This is a genomic window from Nostoc sp. (assembly GCF_036917315.1).
GTDB lineage: Bacteria > Cyanobacteriota > Cyanobacteriia > Cyanobacteriales > Nostocaceae > Nostoc.
Window position 1 is genome coordinate 116,503 of sequence record NZ_JBALDR010000002.1, and the last position, 13,976, is coordinate 130,478.

Annotated in this window: 24 protein-coding genes; 1 reads left to right on the forward strand and 23 read right to left on the reverse strand. The window is 44.5% G+C overall.

Features of this window, described 5'->3' with window-relative positions; genetic code table 11:
- Nucleotides 1–202: 202 nt before the first annotated feature.
- Nucleotides 203–343, reverse strand: a complete 141-nt coding sequence (locus V7K84_RS01110; RefSeq protein WP_334835590.1) for a hypothetical protein — start codon at nt 341–343, stop codon at nt 203–205.
- Nucleotides 324–686, reverse strand: coding sequence for a helix-turn-helix domain-containing protein (locus V7K84_RS01115; RefSeq protein WP_012410694.1), 363 nt, complete (start codon nt 684–686; stop codon nt 324–326). Before V7K84_RS01115 ends, V7K84_RS01110 begins: the two co-directional genes overlap by 20 nt.
- 241 nt (nt 687–927) lie before the next feature.
- Between V7K84_RS01115 and V7K84_RS01120 the strand changes: the two genes are divergently transcribed.
- Nucleotides 928–1,374 carry a hypothetical protein gene (locus V7K84_RS01120; protein ID WP_334835592.1) on the forward strand — a complete coding sequence of 149 codons (447 nt, stop codon included), beginning with the start codon at nt 928–930 and terminating at the stop codon, nt 1,372–1,374.
- 9 nt (nt 1,375–1,383) lie between these two features.
- Here V7K84_RS01120 and prfA read toward each other — a convergent pair whose 3' ends face one another.
- The 21 genes from prfA to rplN form a co-directional block, all read right to left on the reverse strand.
- Complete coding sequence (prfA, locus tag V7K84_RS01125; RefSeq protein WP_229554268.1) at nt 1,384–2,481, reverse strand: peptide chain release factor 1; 1,098 nt, start codon at nt 2,479–2,481, stop codon at nt 1,384–1,386.
- Nucleotides 2,482–2,585: 104 nt separating this feature from the next.
- A complete protein-coding gene (gene rpmE / locus V7K84_RS01130; RefSeq protein WP_069070756.1) occupies nt 2,586–2,828 on the reverse strand; it encodes a 50S ribosomal protein L31 in 243 nt (80 codons plus the stop codon).
- Nucleotides 2,829–2,961: 133 nt separating this feature from the next.
- Nucleotides 2,962–3,378 (reverse strand): 30S ribosomal protein S9, encoded by a 417-nt coding sequence (rpsI, locus tag V7K84_RS01135; RefSeq protein ID WP_012410698.1) that lies wholly within the window; start codon nt 3,376–3,378, stop codon nt 2,962–2,964.
- Nucleotides 3,378–3,839, reverse strand: a complete 462-nt coding sequence (gene rplM, locus V7K84_RS01140; protein ID WP_012410699.1) for a 50S ribosomal protein L13 — start codon at nt 3,837–3,839, stop codon at nt 3,378–3,380. Before rplM ends, rpsI begins: the two co-directional genes overlap by 1 nt.
- Before the next feature lie 65 nt (nt 3,840–3,904).
- Nucleotides 3,905–4,753: a tRNA pseudouridine(38-40) synthase TruA gene (truA, locus tag V7K84_RS01145; RefSeq protein ID WP_334835594.1), complete on the reverse strand. Its 849-nt coding sequence runs from the start codon at nt 4,751–4,753 to the stop codon at nt 3,905–3,907.
- A gap of 102 nt (nt 4,754–4,855) precedes the next feature.
- Nucleotides 4,856–5,206, reverse strand: a complete 351-nt coding sequence (gene rplQ, locus V7K84_RS01150) for a 50S ribosomal protein L17 (RefSeq protein ID WP_094349105.1) — start codon at nt 5,204–5,206, stop codon at nt 4,856–4,858.
- 31 nt (nt 5,207–5,237) lie between these two features.
- Complete coding sequence (locus V7K84_RS01155; protein WP_094349104.1) at nt 5,238–6,185, reverse strand: DNA-directed RNA polymerase subunit alpha; 948 nt, start codon at nt 6,183–6,185, stop codon at nt 5,238–5,240.
- A 310-nt stretch (nt 6,186–6,495) separates the two neighbouring features.
- Nucleotides 6,496–6,891 carry a 30S ribosomal protein S11 gene (gene rpsK / locus V7K84_RS01160; protein ID WP_069070761.1) on the reverse strand — a complete coding sequence of 132 codons (396 nt, stop codon included), beginning with the start codon at nt 6,889–6,891 and terminating at the stop codon, nt 6,496–6,498.
- Nucleotides 6,892–6,945: 54 nt separating this feature from the next.
- Nucleotides 6,946–7,326, reverse strand: coding sequence for a 30S ribosomal protein S13 (gene rpsM / locus V7K84_RS01165; protein ID WP_012410704.1), 381 nt, complete (start codon nt 7,324–7,326; stop codon nt 6,946–6,948).
- Nucleotides 7,327–7,441: 115 nt separating this feature from the next.
- Complete coding sequence (gene rpmJ / locus V7K84_RS01170; protein ID WP_015129703.1) at nt 7,442–7,555, reverse strand: 50S ribosomal protein L36; 114 nt, start codon at nt 7,553–7,555, stop codon at nt 7,442–7,444.
- A 117-nt stretch (nt 7,556–7,672) separates the two neighbouring features.
- A complete protein-coding gene (gene infA / locus V7K84_RS01175; RefSeq protein ID WP_006276978.1) occupies nt 7,673–7,897 on the reverse strand; it encodes a translation initiation factor IF-1 in 225 nt (74 codons plus the stop codon).
- Nucleotides 7,898–8,071: 174 nt separating this feature from the next.
- Nucleotides 8,072–8,626, reverse strand: coding sequence for an adenylate kinase (locus V7K84_RS01180; RefSeq protein WP_094349102.1), 555 nt, complete (start codon nt 8,624–8,626; stop codon nt 8,072–8,074).
- Nucleotides 8,627–8,628: 2 nt separating this feature from the next.
- Complete coding sequence (gene secY / locus V7K84_RS01185) at nt 8,629–9,939, reverse strand: preprotein translocase subunit SecY (protein WP_292725306.1); 1,311 nt, start codon at nt 9,937–9,939, stop codon at nt 8,629–8,631.
- A 74-nt stretch (nt 9,940–10,013) separates the two neighbouring features.
- Nucleotides 10,014–10,457, reverse strand: a complete 444-nt coding sequence (gene rplO / locus V7K84_RS01190; RefSeq protein WP_069070765.1) for a 50S ribosomal protein L15 — start codon at nt 10,455–10,457, stop codon at nt 10,014–10,016.
- Between the two features lie 103 nt (nt 10,458–10,560).
- Nucleotides 10,561–11,088, reverse strand: coding sequence for a 30S ribosomal protein S5 (gene rpsE / locus V7K84_RS01195; protein WP_334730166.1), 528 nt, complete (start codon nt 11,086–11,088; stop codon nt 10,561–10,563).
- Nucleotides 11,089–11,188: 100 nt separating this feature from the next.
- The gene (gene rplR / locus V7K84_RS01200; RefSeq protein WP_094349098.1) at nt 11,189–11,551 is read right to left on the reverse strand and encodes a 50S ribosomal protein L18; all 363 of its coding nucleotides are present in this window, start codon (nt 11,549–11,551) and stop codon (nt 11,189–11,191) included.
- 2 nt (nt 11,552–11,553) lie between these two features.
- Nucleotides 11,554–12,102 (reverse strand): 50S ribosomal protein L6, encoded by a 549-nt coding sequence (gene rplF, locus V7K84_RS01205; RefSeq protein WP_334700604.1) that lies wholly within the window; start codon nt 12,100–12,102, stop codon nt 11,554–11,556.
- 72 nt (nt 12,103–12,174) lie between these two features.
- Nucleotides 12,175–12,576 carry a 30S ribosomal protein S8 gene (rpsH, locus tag V7K84_RS01210; RefSeq protein WP_094349096.1) on the reverse strand — a complete coding sequence of 134 codons (402 nt, stop codon included), beginning with the start codon at nt 12,574–12,576 and terminating at the stop codon, nt 12,175–12,177.
- A 20-nt stretch (nt 12,577–12,596) separates the two neighbouring features.
- A complete protein-coding gene (gene rplE, locus V7K84_RS01215; protein ID WP_094349095.1) occupies nt 12,597–13,145 on the reverse strand; it encodes a 50S ribosomal protein L5 in 549 nt (182 codons plus the stop codon).
- Between the two features lie 103 nt (nt 13,146–13,248).
- Nucleotides 13,249–13,602: a 50S ribosomal protein L24 gene (rplX, locus tag V7K84_RS01220; RefSeq protein WP_069070771.1), complete on the reverse strand. Its 354-nt coding sequence runs from the start codon at nt 13,600–13,602 to the stop codon at nt 13,249–13,251.
- Complete coding sequence (gene rplN / locus V7K84_RS01225) at nt 13,602–13,970, reverse strand: 50S ribosomal protein L14 (RefSeq protein WP_069070772.1); 369 nt, start codon at nt 13,968–13,970, stop codon at nt 13,602–13,604. Before rplN ends, rplX begins: the two co-directional genes overlap by 1 nt.
- Nucleotides 13,971–13,976 lie beyond the last annotated feature (6 nt).

Consider the following 13,976-nt stretch of genomic DNA (forward strand, 5'->3'; position numbering starts at 1 on the left):
TTTTCAAACTGAGGAAGTTTGACTAAGTAGGTGTGTGCAATTAACTTTTAGTAGCTTTCCAATCACTACAACGTTTTCATGTCAATCTATTTATATATTTAATTCAGCCCACCTACTTACTTACAAATATTGGGCATCATCTCTTAGAGAGAGGGATAACGTGTCTCCAAGTAACAAATGAGCGTAAGAAAAATGGTAGTAATTATCCTTCCCAGTCTTGACGAGTATCGCACAGAAAATTGTCTGCGATCGCATCATCAAATAAATAAGAGCATTGCTCTGTAAAAGTTCGTAATGGTAAGTTAGTTTCTCGTAGCGCCAAATCAACTAGCCTTCGCTTCATCCCCGGATGCTTCAGCCACAGCCGCCAATCTATCTGCCGCAGCTTGCACAATTTGAGCCACTTGGGCCAAAGGCATGTGCTGGATTTGTCTAAGAATCAGACTCAAATCTGAGGTTTCTGGAATTGGCTTGCCATCAATGCAGCTAATTAACTCTTCCATTGTGTAGCCTGCTTTCGATGCGATTCGAGCCAAATTTTCTGTATCTGGTACCTTCACACCTTTTTCCCACATCTGAACAGCAGTAGCAGATACCCCCAAAAGCTTACCAAATGCTCGCTGACTCATTGAACCGCGAGCTAGTTTAATGATTTCAATCAGTTTTTGTTTGCTTTCGATCTTCACTGCTTATATAGCTAGCCAACTGTATTTACAAGTCTACTTTCAATATTACAAGTTTACTTTTATATTGACAGCCTTGTGTTTTAGTACTAAACTATATCTCTGGTTGTAAATCGGCAACTACAGGCATCAAGCTAGTAGACAAACCCATCTATACTTTAACCAACCCAAAAAACTTAGTTTGCTACAGCAGTTGTGCTAGTAGCTAGACTTTGCTGCGAAGAAATAATATCGAAGGTGCATCATGTTTCGCAAGCCACGCAAAATTAACCAATATCGCCGCAAAGGTAAAAACTTTATAGCCACTAATAAAATTAAACCAGAACTGTGGAACATTTCTGACGCAGAAACCAAAGAAGCTTTAAAAGTTAAAGGCTACGATGTTAAGCAAATCAAAAAAATCCACCTTCTGAAACATCAAGTGTGTATTTCCTACTGGGATGTAAAAGGAAATATATGCAGCAGCTTTTTTAGCTACAGGATTTTTGCGCGTTGGCAAAAAGAAATAGAAAATTTAATTTATACCTGTCAAACCTTGAAGGAATGGGCAAAGTTAAATTACCTTATGAAGTACGAATTTGCCTATTACCACTATCCCAGTGAAATAGAAGATACACTCCACACGATATTAGAAAACCACTTGTCTGTGTTAAAAGCAACAGAACAACAAGTGGTTTTACAGGATATTTAACAACAAAAATTAGTTAGCGGCAGAAGTCGCTAACTCTGCCAGACGTTCTTGTTGGTCTAGAGATATACAAGACTGGATAAGTGTCTCTAAATCACCATCCAAAACAGGGGTAAGGGAATAATTCTGACCTAACCGATGATCGGTGGCGCGGTTATCTTTATAATTATAGGTGCGAATTTTTTCCGATCGCGATCCAGTACCAACCTGCGATCGCCGCATGGAAGTTACTTCTGCTTGTTGTTCGCCTAACTTGATGTCATACAACTTCGCCCGCAGAATTTGCATCGCCCGTTCTTTGTTTTGCAACTGGCTGCGTTCTTCTGTACAGAAAATGCGTATTCCCGTCGGTTTGTGCATCAAGTCAACGGCTGTTTCCACCTTGTTGACGTTTTGTCCACCAGCACCACCAGAACGAGCTGTAGTCATTTCAATATCTTTCGGGTCAATATGAATTTCCACATCATCCACCTCTGGCATAATCGCCACGGTAGCTGTGGAAGTATGAACCCGTCCGCCAGATTCTGTTGCCGGCACGCGCTGCACACGATGCACTCCAGCTTCAAACTTTAGCTGGCTGTAAACATCATTACCTTTAATTTCTAGAATGACCTCTTTCCAGCCACCCATTTCTCCGCGAGACTCGCTCACTAGAGAAACTTTCCAACCTTGAGTCTGGGCATAGCGGGTGTACATCTGCATCAAATCGCCAGCCCAAATGCTTGCTTCATCGCCACCAGTACCAGCGCGAATTTCCAACATGATATTCTTTTCATCATTGGGGTCGCGTGGTAACAGTAAGACTTTCAAGCGAGACTCTAAATGTTCTATTTTTTCTTCAAGTTCTTTTACTTCCAGTGATGCCATTTCTTGCAACTCTGGGTCACTTGCAGATTCTTTGTAAACCTGACGCGCTCCGATTAAATCTTCTTGGGCTGTTTTCCAAATTTCATAAGTATTAACTACCTCTTCCAAAGAAGAACGAGACTTAGCAATTTCTTGATACTCATCAGGATTGCTAGCGGTATCGGGGTCGCCAAGACGACGTGTTAATTCATTAAAAGTTTGTTCAACGGATTTTAGTTTGTCCAGTAAGTATGATTCAGCCATGACGATTGCGATCGCTCCTTAAAAAAATAACAAATTGGCTCGAGCATATAAATGAAAATCGACCCAGCTGATGCAGGGCCGTCGTTAACAGCAGAGCCAACTCGCTACTTTTTGTCTTGTTCGTCGCCAGATGTTTGAGTGCTGCTCATACCGTACTTGCGGAGGAAGCGCTCTACTCGACCCTCAGTGTCAATAATCTTCTGAGTGCCGGTGTAAAATGGGTGATTTCCAGACCAAACATCTACATGCAATTCTGGCTTGGTAGAGCCAATGGTCATAACAACTTGACCGTTGCAGTAAACTTTAGCATCTGGATACCACTTGGGGTGAATATCAGCTTTAGCCATTGTTCTTTTTGTGATGAATCTATATAAATTATAACTTTCAGCGTTCAATTGCAGCTACAGAGTGGGGAGTGGGGAGATGCCCCATGCCCACTTACCCTGAGCGAAGTCGAAGGGATGCTCTATGCCCAATTCCCTAACGCTTAGAGTACTGAGGCGCTTTCCGAGCTTTATGTAAACCATATTTCTTCCGCTCTTTTGCTCTCGGATCGCGAGTCAAATAACCTTCGGTTTTCAAAGGTGGGCGATTGTCTGGATCTAGTTGGCACAAAGCACGAGCAACTCCCAAACGAACAGAATCAGCCTGTCCTGTCAAGCCGCCGCCTTCTGCTTTTACCAAAATGTCATATTCGTTTTCTAATCCCAGAGTTTCCAGGGGTGCTTTAATCACTCCCAGGTAATTGGGGTTAAATTGGAAATACAAGTTTCCATCTTTACCGTTCACAGTCAGTTGACCGGTGCCTGGAACCAAGCGTACCCTTGCTACTGCGTTCTTACGACGGCCAGTGCCCCAGTATACGGCGCGACCGCTATTGGCATCTGCTACTACCATTAATTTTCTTCTCCAGGAATTGTACTAACTTTTAGTTCTTTAGGTTTTTGAGCATCATGGGGATGCGTAGGCCCAGCGTAAACTTTCAGCTTGGTGAACAACTGCTTACCCAAGCTATTTTTAGGTAGCATACCTTTAACAGCTTGCTCTAAAATCCGCTCTGGTATGCGGTCTTGCAGTTTAGCGAAAGTTTCGGTTTTCATCCCACCGGGACGACCAGAATGGCGGCGGTAAAGCTTTTGAGTACGCTTTTTGCCCGTGACTGCTACTTTTTCGGCATTGATGACGATTACGAAGTCACCTGTATCTAGATGAGGTGTATATTCGGGTTTCTTTTTGCCTCTCAATACCTGGGCGATTTCGCTGGCGAGGCGACCGAGGCGTTTATCGGTGGCATCTACTATGTACCACTCACGCTCAAGGGTTGCTTGAGAAGGAAGGTATGTTTTAACTGTTGTCATTTGTCATTTGTCCTTTGTCATTTTTAATTTGTCATTAGTCATTTGTCTTTTGTCATTTGTAGTTACTAAGAACCAATGACTAATGACTCTTGACTAGTGACGAACTTTGGCAAGGTGTCGTACCAAATCTCTTTTGGAAAGGGAAAATCGGGATAGCCGACTCGCAACAAACACAAGCCTTGAGGCGGTGCGGCATATTTCACTTCTTCCCGGCGTTCTTCTTTCCAAAGTTCGGTGAAGTTAGAAAGTGTTCTTTGTCCAGAACCTACTTCTACCAGCATCCCTACCAACAGCCGTACCATGCCATACAAAAATCCATCTGCCTGTATTTCAATATGGATAAATGGCCCACTGCGACGACACTCTGCTGCTTGCACCTCTACCCAGGAATGCGATCGCTTTGAGCCTGCACGGTGAAAAGCAGCTAAGTGATGCTTTCCCAAGAGAGGTTTCAAGGCAGCTTGGATTAAAGATTCATCCAGGGGTGCATAATAATAATGCCAACTGAAGGGTCTTACAAACAAGTTAAGCCGATCTTCAGTATATATTGTGTAGCGATACCGTCGATAGGCTGCACTAAAGCGAGCGTGCCAACGGTTATCGACACTAGCTGAAGCCCTGATTAATATATCTGGCGGCAGGTAGCTGTTGAGGATTGTTGCCCACTTGTGAGGCGGAATAAAACCTGTAGCTTCAAAATGGGCTACTTGAGCAGCAGCGTGAACTCCAGAATCGGTTCGCCCAGCCCCATGTAGTGTTACATGATGCCCAAGAATAGTAGCGATCGCAATTTCGATCTCTTCTTGGACTGTCCGGTGTTGTTTTTGCCGTTGCCAGCCATGAAAATGAGTGCCCAGGTATTGGATTACCAAGGCTACTCGATGAGTTTGTGTAGGCTGGTGGCTTTCTAACATACAGATTTTGTCCTTTGTCTTTTGTCATTTGTCCTTTGTCACTTGTCCTTTGTTATTCACTAATGACCAATGACTAATGACTAATGACCAATGACCAATGACTTAAACCAATTCAATTATTGCCATTTTTGCATTATCACCCCGACGCGGTACGGTACGCAGGATTCGGGTGTAACCGCCCTGGCGATCGCCATATCGAGTTGGAGCTTGCTCAAATAGAGCGTGAACCAGTTGTTTGTCGAAGATATAGCCAAGGGCTTCCCGACGTGCTGATAAGGAGCCATTTTTGGCTAGGGTAATCATTTTTTCCACTTCACTTCGGAGAACTTTCGCTCTAATTAAAGTGGTGGTGATCTTACCATGACGGATCAGCTCGGTGGCGAGCGATCGCAGTAAAGCACGGCGTTGATCGGCTGGTTTACTGAGTTTTTTGACGCGACAACGGTGACGCATAATTATGCACTATGAATTATGAAGGTTTTTCTTAAGGGTGTTTAGAGCCTCTTTCCATTGGCAGGGTGATGCCCAAGCGTCGCTGCAAAGCTTCCACGACTTCTTCTGCTGACTTCTGCCCAAAGTTCTTAATTTCTAAGAGGTCTTCTTGGGTATAATCCAACAAATCTGCCACAGAGTTAACTTGTGCCCGTTTGAGACAGTTATATGCCCGCACAGAAAGTTGCAACTCTTCGATGGGTATCTGGGCAGTTGGATCGTCTGGAATATCGGAACCTGTATCTGTTGGTTCTAGGGAGATATCTTTCAACGGGTTGAATAAATCTACCAAGATCGCAGCGGCCGAAGATAGTGCTTCTTGAGGAGAAATACTGCCATTTGTCCAAACTTCCAACAGTAGTCGGTCTTTTGGAATCAAGCCTTCCCCACGAGATTCTTCAACACTGTAGTTGACTTTTCGCACCGGCATAAATATTGAGTCGATTTGGAGAAAATCCAACGATGTGGCTTCCTCACGTCCTCGCTCTACGGTGCGATAGCCTTTGCCTTTCTCGATCCGAAATTCCATTTCCAGCTTTCCACCCTCAGCGATGGTGGCTACATACTGAGTCTGATCGATGACTTCTACTTCACTGGGCAAATCAAAATGCGCCGCAGTGATTGTTGCTGGGCCGCTAACAAGTAATCTACCAATCTGGGGCTGCGAAGAATAGTTTTTCAGGATAACTTCCTTCATTCTCATGAGGATTTCCAGCACATCTTCCCGCACGCCCGGAACTGTGGCGAACTCATGTGAGACGCCTGCAATCCGCACTGCTGTAACTGCTGTACCTTCTAGATTAGACAGCAAAACCCGCCGCAGTGCGTTGCCAACAGTTGTTCCTTGACCGCGTTCGAGAGGTTCCAATACAAATTTACTGTAATGGTTCCGACTTTCTTCGGTATTCGACTCTACACATTCAATTTGAAACTGCGCCACGGATGAGCCTCCCTTTTTCTAAGGTGCTGCTAGCAGACAAATCAATTGCCTCCAGAATTGAATTTATGTCCTGTAGATTATTAGGTTTATCAAACTATTAGTATAAAATTACGGTATAGTTTGACACTCCCATTCAGCTTGCAGGCGCTAATAATATTTGGGTAGCTCGAAGCTTAACAGCTTTCCCGGCGGGAAAATCTGACACGCTTCTGGTCGCCCAAGCTTTAACTAAATGACAGTTTGAACGTTAGACGCTCAATCGGTCATTGCTGGCTGTAACTTTTCGTCCTCACTGCCCAAGTTTTAGTATTTAAACTCGACGGCGCTTGGGTGGACGACAACCATTGTGAGGAATGGGGGTAATATCCCGAATCAGTGTAATTTCCAGTCCTGCTCCCTGAAGCGCCCGGATAGCGGTTTCTCTACCTGCTCCTGGGCCACTGACCATTACTTCAATTTGGCGCATTCCTTGATCGATAGCTCGACGGGCTGCGCTTTCAGCTGCGGTTTGCGCTGCAAAGGGAGTTCCCTTTTTTGCTCCCTTAAAACCGCTAGAACCAGCACTGGCCCAGGAGATGACATCTCCATTTTGATCGGTAATGGTGACAATGCTATTGTTGAAAGTAGACTGGATGTAGGCCATTCCACTGGGTACATTCCGTTTCTGCTTTTTGCTCCCGGTTTTTTTAGTTGGTTGTCTCGCCATACTTGTTTAGTTGATTTAAGGTAAAACTTGCTCGGATTAACAAGCGTTGCAAAATTATTTCCCTGGAGCCTTCTTCTTCCCAGCCACTGTCTGCCTTCTTCCTCGACGGGTTCTGGCATTGGTGCGAGTTCTTTGCCCTCTCACTGGTAAGCCCATACGATGACGACGACCTCTGTAGGTACCAATGTCAACTAAGCGCTTGATGTTCAAAGACTCCAAGCGCCGCAAGTCGCCTTCAACTTGATAGTTGCTTTCTATTTCCCCTCGTAGGGCTGTTACATCGGCATCACTTAAGTCCTTAACGCGGGTGTCTGGATTCACACCAGTTGCCGCTATAATTTCTTGAGCGCGTGATAATCCAATTCCGTAGATGTAAGTCAGACCGATCTCGACGCGCTTATCGCGTGGAAGGTCTACTCCGGCAATCCGTGCCACAATGAACTCTCCCTATTGTTGTCGCAATTACTGTTGGTTGGAAAAACGTGATTAATCGCGTCTTTTCGTTTTAATGATGATATGCGTCCTGCAACTAGCTCTGTTGGTAAGAGCGTTATCCTTGACGTTGTTTGTGCTTGGGGTTCACGCAAATCACCATAACGCGACCACGACGTTTGATCACGTTACATTTTTCACAAATTTTCTTGACTGAGGCTCTAACTTTCATGCCTTTTATTTTTTGACTCCAAATATAAAATTATAGCATTTCTAGGGAAATTAATCCAGTTAAATGACTAATAAACAGTCAAAAAAATGGTTTTATGGTAAAATTCTCTACATATAGTTACTTCTTGCGTAGTCGATAGGTAATTCTGCCTTTGGTCAAGTCGTAGGGCGTTAACTCCACCTTGACACGATCGCCGGGCAAAATCTTGATATAATTTCGGCGAATCTTGCCGGAAATGTGTGCTAGCACGTTAAATCCATTGTCCAAGTCAACGCGAAACATCGCATTGGGCAAGGACTCTGTAACCGTGCCTTCCATTTCAATCAAATCTTGCTTAGACAATTTGTTTTTTCCTCAACTCAACAATTTCGTGTTCAGTTGCAGCGCTTCATCTGCAAAGAAACACATTTTAAGAAATATATCAACAGTTTATTAATATATCTTAGCTAAAATTGATCTTTTTCTTGGGAGGGGAAGGGGGAATAGGGAATTCTATACTTTCTATTCCCCTTCTTTTTAAGAAGCGATTACCTTTTGTAATTCATCAGTGACATCTTCTTGGGACTGATTGCCATTGACTGTTAGGAGTTTTTTGCGATCGCCGTAATAATCAATTAAAGGTGCAGTTTCAGCGCGGTACACTTCTAAACGACGACGAATCACCTCTTCGGTATCATCTTTTCGTCCCCTAGCTAGCAAACGTTCGATGACAATTTCATCTGGTGCATCTAAATTGACTACCCTTTCGCCACCTTGATGTATTGCTTCCAGTAACTTCTCCAGAAAAGCTGCTTGGGTCACTTTTCGGGGAAATCCATCTAGAATCCAACCATTTTTTGCATCTGGTTGACTGAGGCGCTCCTGTACCAAGTCTTCCACTAGCTGGTCGGGTACTAACTCGCCGCTATCAACATAACTTTGAGCTTTAATTCCTAAAGGAGTCTGCTCTTTCATGGCTTGTCTTAATATTTCACCCGTAGAAATATGGGGAATATTCAAGTGTTCAGCCAAAGTTTGAGCTTGTGTTCCTTTACCCGCTCCAGGTGGCCCCAAGAAGATTAATCGCGTCACTATTATTTCACCATTCCTTCATAGCGCTGAGAGATGACATAAGTTTGGACTTGTTTAGCTGTCTCAATTGCCACACCCACTAAAATTAACAACGAGGTAGCACCTATTCCCCGGAAAGTTTTCACATTCAAAGCGCTTTCTACGGCAGTGGGGATAATAGCAACGAAGCCCAAAAAGATCGCACCCAAAAAAGTTAGTCGGTTGGAAACGCGTTCTATATACTCGCTAGTTGCCTTGCCGGGACGAATTCCAGGAATACTAGAACCCATTTTCTTCAAGTTCTGCGCCACATCTACCGGGTTGAGAATCAACGAAGAATAGAAGTAGCTGAAGAAAACAATGGAAACCATGTAGACCAAGGCATAGACCCAGGAGCTAGAACCGCTTGGACTCAAATAAGTGTTAACTATATTCGCCAAATCGGCATTTTTAGTAAAATTGGCGATTAGCAGTGGCAAACTGAGGATGGCAGCAGCAAAAATAATTGGCATCACGCCGCCTTGGTTGAGCCGCAGTGGCAAATAGCTCCGTTGCTCTGCCAAAACTCTTCTACCTACTTGGCGACGAGCCGAAATAATTGGGATGCGGCGCATTCCTTCCTGCACAATCACAATACCAACGATTGTTGCGAGGAAAACTAGGATTAGGACGATCACGCGACCCACTGCTTCCCGACCGCCTACTTGCACCAAGTCGATGGTATCGCCTAAAGCTTTCGGTAAGGAGGCAACAATGTTGACAAAAATCAACAATGATGCGCCGTTTCCAATACCCCGTTCTGTAATCAGTTCTGATGCCCACATGACGAACATCGAACCAGCAGTTAGAGCGATCGCAGTTTCAGCGACAAATATCGGCCCTGGCTTTAAGGCGAATTGTTGGAGGAATAATGCCGAAAAAGCTGTACTTTGAAGGATTGCCCAACCTACAGTGACATAGCGGGTAATTTGCGATATTTTTCGCCGACCGGCTTCCCCTTCATTTTTCTGTAAATTTTCTAAAGTTGGAATCGCCGCCGTGAGTAATTGGATGATAATAGACGCATTAATGAAGGGCAAAATTCCTAAAGCAAAGACTCCCAAAGTCGAAAGTCCTCGCCCGGAAAATATATCCAATAAGCCGAATATGGAATTACTGCCCGATATGGCTTCGGCAAATCTCGGTCTATCAATGCCTGGGACGGGTAAGAAAATACCCAGGCGAACCAAAATTAAAATACCGACGGTGACAAGCAGCCTACCTCTGAGGCCAGCTGCCTGCGCCATCTGCATAAAAGTTTCTTGAGCCGTTGGGGCTTTATCTCGACTGATCATAGAGTGCTACCTTTATAGTGAACCAAGCACTGGCAGCGAGTTGGCTTGCATTTAAGTGCGCTGTTCCGGCTCACTCATAAGACTTCACAACTACCACCAGCTGCCTCAATTTTGCTACGAGCTGAAACTGTAAAAGCTGCCGCTTGTACCTTGAGCGGAATGCTCAATTCCCCGTTACCTAAAACTTTCAATGGCCCTTTGACAGCAGTCAGGATACCTGCGGCTTTCAATGAGGTCAAAGTTACTTCCGTATTCGCGGGAAGGGAGGCTAGCTTCTCTACATTAATCGTAGTGTAAATCTTCTGATTAACAATCGGAAAGCCCTTCAGCTTTGGTAAGCGGCGGTACAATGGCTGTTGACCACCTTCAAAACCTGGTCGAGTCCCGCTACCAGAACGAGATTTTTGACCCCGCATACCTAAACCGGCACTAGCGCCTTGACCGGCAGAAATACCTCTAGCTACACGCTTCTTGCGTTTCTTGGAGCCTTTTTGTGGCTTAACATCATGGAGTCTCATAAGTTATCAAGTTCTCATTTGTCGTTTGTCATTCGTCGTTTGTCATTTGTCATTTGTCCTTTGTTATTCACTAATGACTCATGACCAATGACTAATGACTAAATTAGATGTAGAGATTTTGAATAGGAATACCGCGATCTTCGGCGACTTCAGAAAGGGTACGCAGTGTAGATAAGGCATTAACTGCGGCTCTAGCATTATTGAGCGGATTGTTGGAGCCAAGTTGCTTGGCTAAGACGTTACGAACTCCTGCTAATTCCAACACAGTTCGCACAGCACCACCAGCAATTACCCCAGTACCAGGTGAGGCTGGACGCATAATCACTTTTGCACCGCCACCGACACCATCAATGGGATGGGGGATGGAGTTGGATTTCGTGATTGGGACATCAATGAGGTGTTTTTTGCCATCGGCTACGCCTTTTTTGACGGCGCCAATTACATCTGAAGCTTTGCCTACTCCGACTCCAACCTGACCGCGTTCGTTACCAACGACAACGATCGCTCGGAAGCTGAGTTTTTTACCACCTTTGACCACTTTACTTACGCGGCGGATTTGGATAACCCGCTCTTGCCAAGTGGTTTCTTCTTTTTTGGCACGCTTTGTTCTACTTTTACGCTCTGTTGCCATAATTTATGCTCTGGTGAACGTCAGTTGTCAGTTGTCATTTGTCATTTGTCATTTGTCTTTTGTCATTTGTCCAATAACTAATGACTAATGACTAATGACTTTAGAAATCTAAACCAGCTTCGCGTGCTGCATCAGCTAGTGCTTTGACACGACCATGATATAAGTTACCACCGCGATCGAAGACTACTTTGGTGATACCTTTTTCTAGCGATCGCACTGCGATCAACTTCCCAACTTGCACCGATGCGTCGCGGTTTGCACATGACGCTAAACTAGATTTCAACTCTGGTTCTACGGTTGATGCAGCCACGATTGTTTGATGCTGAGTATCATCAATTAACTGGGCATAAATATGCTCATTAGAACGGAATACCGCTAAACGGGGACGTTCTGGTGAGCCAATCACTTTGCCACGAACGCGTCGATGACGACGATTTTTTGATTCTCTACGAGTAAGTTTCATTTCTACTTCTTACCACCCTTACCAGTCTTACCAGCTTTCCGTCTGACCACTTCACCGGCATAGCGAATGCCTTTACCTTTGTAAGGTTCTGGTGGACGAACGGCACGAATTTTGGCGGCTGTGTTACCAACGATTTCTTTGTCATAGCCGCTAACAATGACGTTAGTGGTACCTTCTACGGCAAACTGAATTCCATCTGGTGGTTCAATTTGAACTTGATGGCTGTAACCCATATTTAAAACTAGGTTACGCCCTTGAAGTTGTGCCCTGTAACCAACACCTTGGATTTCCAAACGGCGCTGAAAACCTTGGGAAACTCCCTCGACCATGTTGGCAACTAAAGTGCGGCTTAAGCCGTGCAGTTGCTTTGAGGTACGAGTTTCATCCCGACGATTTACCTGTAATATGTCTCCTTCTTGAGAGAGTGAGACATTATCTCTGAGAGTGCGAGAAAGTTCTCCTTTCGGGCCTTTCACCACAATATTCGTACCATCGATCGCCACTTGAACTTTGGCGGGAATAGTAATTGGACGTTTACCAATACGTGACATGACTTTTTGTCCTTTGTTATTTGTCCTTTGTCCTTTGTCTTTCACTAATGACAAATGACTAATGACCAATGACTACCAAACGTAACAAAGTACTTCGCCACCCAAGTTCTGACGCCGCGCTTCGCGGTCAGTCATAATGCCACTGGATGTAGAAATAATGGCAATGCCAATGCCGCCTAGTACTCTTGGTAATTCTTTTCGATTTGAATAAACACGCAAGCCAGGCTTACTCACTCGCTTTAAGGCGGTGATTAGAGGCTGACGGTTTTTTCCTTTGTATTTCAGGGAAATCACCAGATTGCGTTTTACCCCTTCTTCTGCTTCTTCGATTTCAGCAATAAAGCCTTCCTCCCGTAGCACTTTGGCAATGCTTCGGGTCAATTTTGTAGCTGGCACTTGTGTAGTTTGATGCCGCGCCAGGTTGGCATTGCGGATGCGCGTCAGCATATCTGCAATTGTGTCGTTAGCCGCCATCGTTCCCTCTATAGATGAACTTACTGATCGCGAAAGGGCATTCCTAATTCTTTAAGTAAGGCGCGTCCCTCTTCGTCATTTTTTGCTGTGGTGATGATGGAAATATCCATCCCACGCACTTGATCGATGCTGTCGTATTCGACTTCTGGAAAAATTAGCTGTTCTCTCACACCCAGAGTGTAGTTACCGCGTCCGTCAAAGCTTTTAGGGCTAACGCCGCGAAAATCTCTAATTCTGGGTAGTGACAGGCTAACTAACCGATCGAAAAAGGCATACATCCGTTCGGCTCTGAGAGTCACCATGATCCCCACAGGCATCCCTTGACGAATCTTAAAGCCAGCGATCGCCTTTTTCGCCCGTGTCACCACTGGTTTTTGACCTGTTACCAGGGCAATTTCGTTGATGGATGCCTCTAGAGACTTCGCATTTTGAGCTGCTTCACCCAAACCTCGGTTAATCGTAACCTTTACCAACTTCGGTACTTGATGAACGTTGGTATATTGAAACTGATTAATCAGTTTGGGGACGATTGTCTCTTGATATAAGGTTTTGAGTCTTGTTGTCGGCATAGTTTTTTGTCCTGATATCCCTGGGCTTGGTCAGGGAAGCTTTAATTTTTGATTTTAGATTTTTGATTAAATTTAAAATCTAAAATCTCAAGTTGACTAATTCTTATTTATCGAGAATTTCGCCGGTTTTCTTGAGTTTTCTGACCTTCTTGCCTTCTGAGGTAAAGGTGTAACCAACACGACTGGCAACGTTTTGCTTGGTGGAATAAAGCATTACGTTGGAGCTATGAATCGGGAATTCTTGGGTAATAATTCGCCCTGATTCCCCTTCTTGCTGGGGTTTGACGTGCTTGGTTTTAATGTTGACACCTTTGACGATGACTTTACTCAGTTGGGGAAGTGCCTGAGTAATTTCGCCAACTTTTCCTTTGTCTTTACCAGCAATCACTTGTACGGTGTCGCCAGTTTTGACGTGCATTTTGTGGAATACTTTGGGCGTACCCTGTTTGGTTGCCATTAAAGCACCTCCGGAGCCAGAGAAACAATTTTGGTGAAGTTTTTATCGCGCAGTTCCCGTGCAACTGGGCCAAAAACCCGTGTGCCTCTGGGATTACCGTCTTTGTTGATGATTACAGCAGCGTTATCATCAAAACGAATACTCATACCGCTATCACGAGATACAGCTTTACGAGTTCTAACAATTACTGCTTCCACAACATCAGACTTTTTTACAGCCATGTTGGGTGTAGCATCTTTGACAACTGCGATAATTTTATCGCCGATAAAACCATAACGACGGTTGCCTCCGCCTAAGATGCGGATGCACATTAGTTTGCGGGCGCCGCTATTATCTGCGACATTCAGGTAAGTCTGGGGTTGAATCACAATTAT

What these genes read in the sequence shown, in the direction of transcription:
- V7K84_RS01110 (WP_334835590.1), bottom strand. Translation starts at nt 343, where the DNA reads ATGAAGCGAAGGCTAGTTGATTTGGCGCTACGAGAAACTAACTTACCA.
- V7K84_RS01120 (WP_334835592.1), top strand. Translation starts at nt 928, where the DNA reads ATGTTTCGCAAGCCACGCAAAATTAACCAATATCGCCGCAAAGGTAAA.
- prfA (WP_229554268.1), bottom strand. Translation starts at nt 2,481, where the DNA reads ATGGCTGAATCATACTTACTGGACAAACTAAAATCCGTTGAACAAACT.
- rpmE (WP_069070756.1), bottom strand. Translation starts at nt 2,828, where the DNA reads ATGGCTAAAGCTGATATTCACCCCAAGTGGTATCCAGATGCTAAAGTT.
- rpsI (WP_012410698.1), bottom strand. Translation starts at nt 3,378, where the DNA reads ATGGTAGTAGCAGATGCCAATAGCGGTCGCGCCGTATACTGGGGCACT.
- rplM (WP_012410699.1), bottom strand. Translation starts at nt 3,839, where the DNA reads ATGACAACAGTTAAAACATACCTTCCTTCTCAAGCAACCCTTGAGCGT.
- truA (WP_334835594.1), bottom strand. Translation starts at nt 4,753, where the DNA reads ATGTTAGAAAGCCACCAGCCTACACAAACTCATCGAGTAGCCTTGGTA.
- rplQ (WP_094349105.1), bottom strand. Translation starts at nt 5,206, where the DNA reads ATGCGTCACCGTTGTCGCGTCAAAAAACTCAGTAAACCAGCCGATCAA.
- rpsK (WP_069070761.1), bottom strand. Translation starts at nt 6,891, where the DNA reads ATGGCGAGACAACCAACTAAAAAAACCGGGAGCAAAAAGCAGAAACGG.
- rpmJ (WP_015129703.1), bottom strand. Translation starts at nt 7,555, where the DNA reads ATGAAAGTTAGAGCCTCAGTCAAGAAAATTTGTGAAAAATGTAACGTG.
- secY (WP_292725306.1), bottom strand. Translation starts at nt 9,939, where the DNA reads ATGATCAGTCGAGATAAAGCCCCAACGGCTCAAGAAACTTTTATGCAG.
- rplO (WP_069070765.1), bottom strand. Translation starts at nt 10,457, where the DNA reads ATGAGACTCCATGATGTTAAGCCACAAAAAGGCTCCAAGAAACGCAAG.
- rpsE (WP_334730166.1), bottom strand. Translation starts at nt 11,088, where the DNA reads ATGGCAACAGAGCGTAAAAGTAGAACAAAGCGTGCCAAAAAAGAAGAA.
- rplR (WP_094349098.1), bottom strand. Translation starts at nt 11,551, where the DNA reads ATGAAACTTACTCGTAGAGAATCAAAAAATCGTCGTCATCGACGCGTT.
- rplF (WP_334700604.1), bottom strand. Translation starts at nt 12,102, where the DNA reads ATGTCACGTATTGGTAAACGTCCAATTACTATTCCCGCCAAAGTTCAA.
- rpsH (WP_094349096.1), bottom strand. Translation starts at nt 12,576, where the DNA reads ATGGCGGCTAACGACACAATTGCAGATATGCTGACGCGCATCCGCAAT.
- rplE (WP_094349095.1), bottom strand. Translation starts at nt 13,145, where the DNA reads ATGCCGACAACAAGACTCAAAACCTTATATCAAGAGACAATCGTCCCC.
- rplX (WP_069070771.1), bottom strand. Translation starts at nt 13,602, where the DNA reads ATGGCAACCAAACAGGGTACGCCCAAAGTATTCCACAAAATGCACGTC.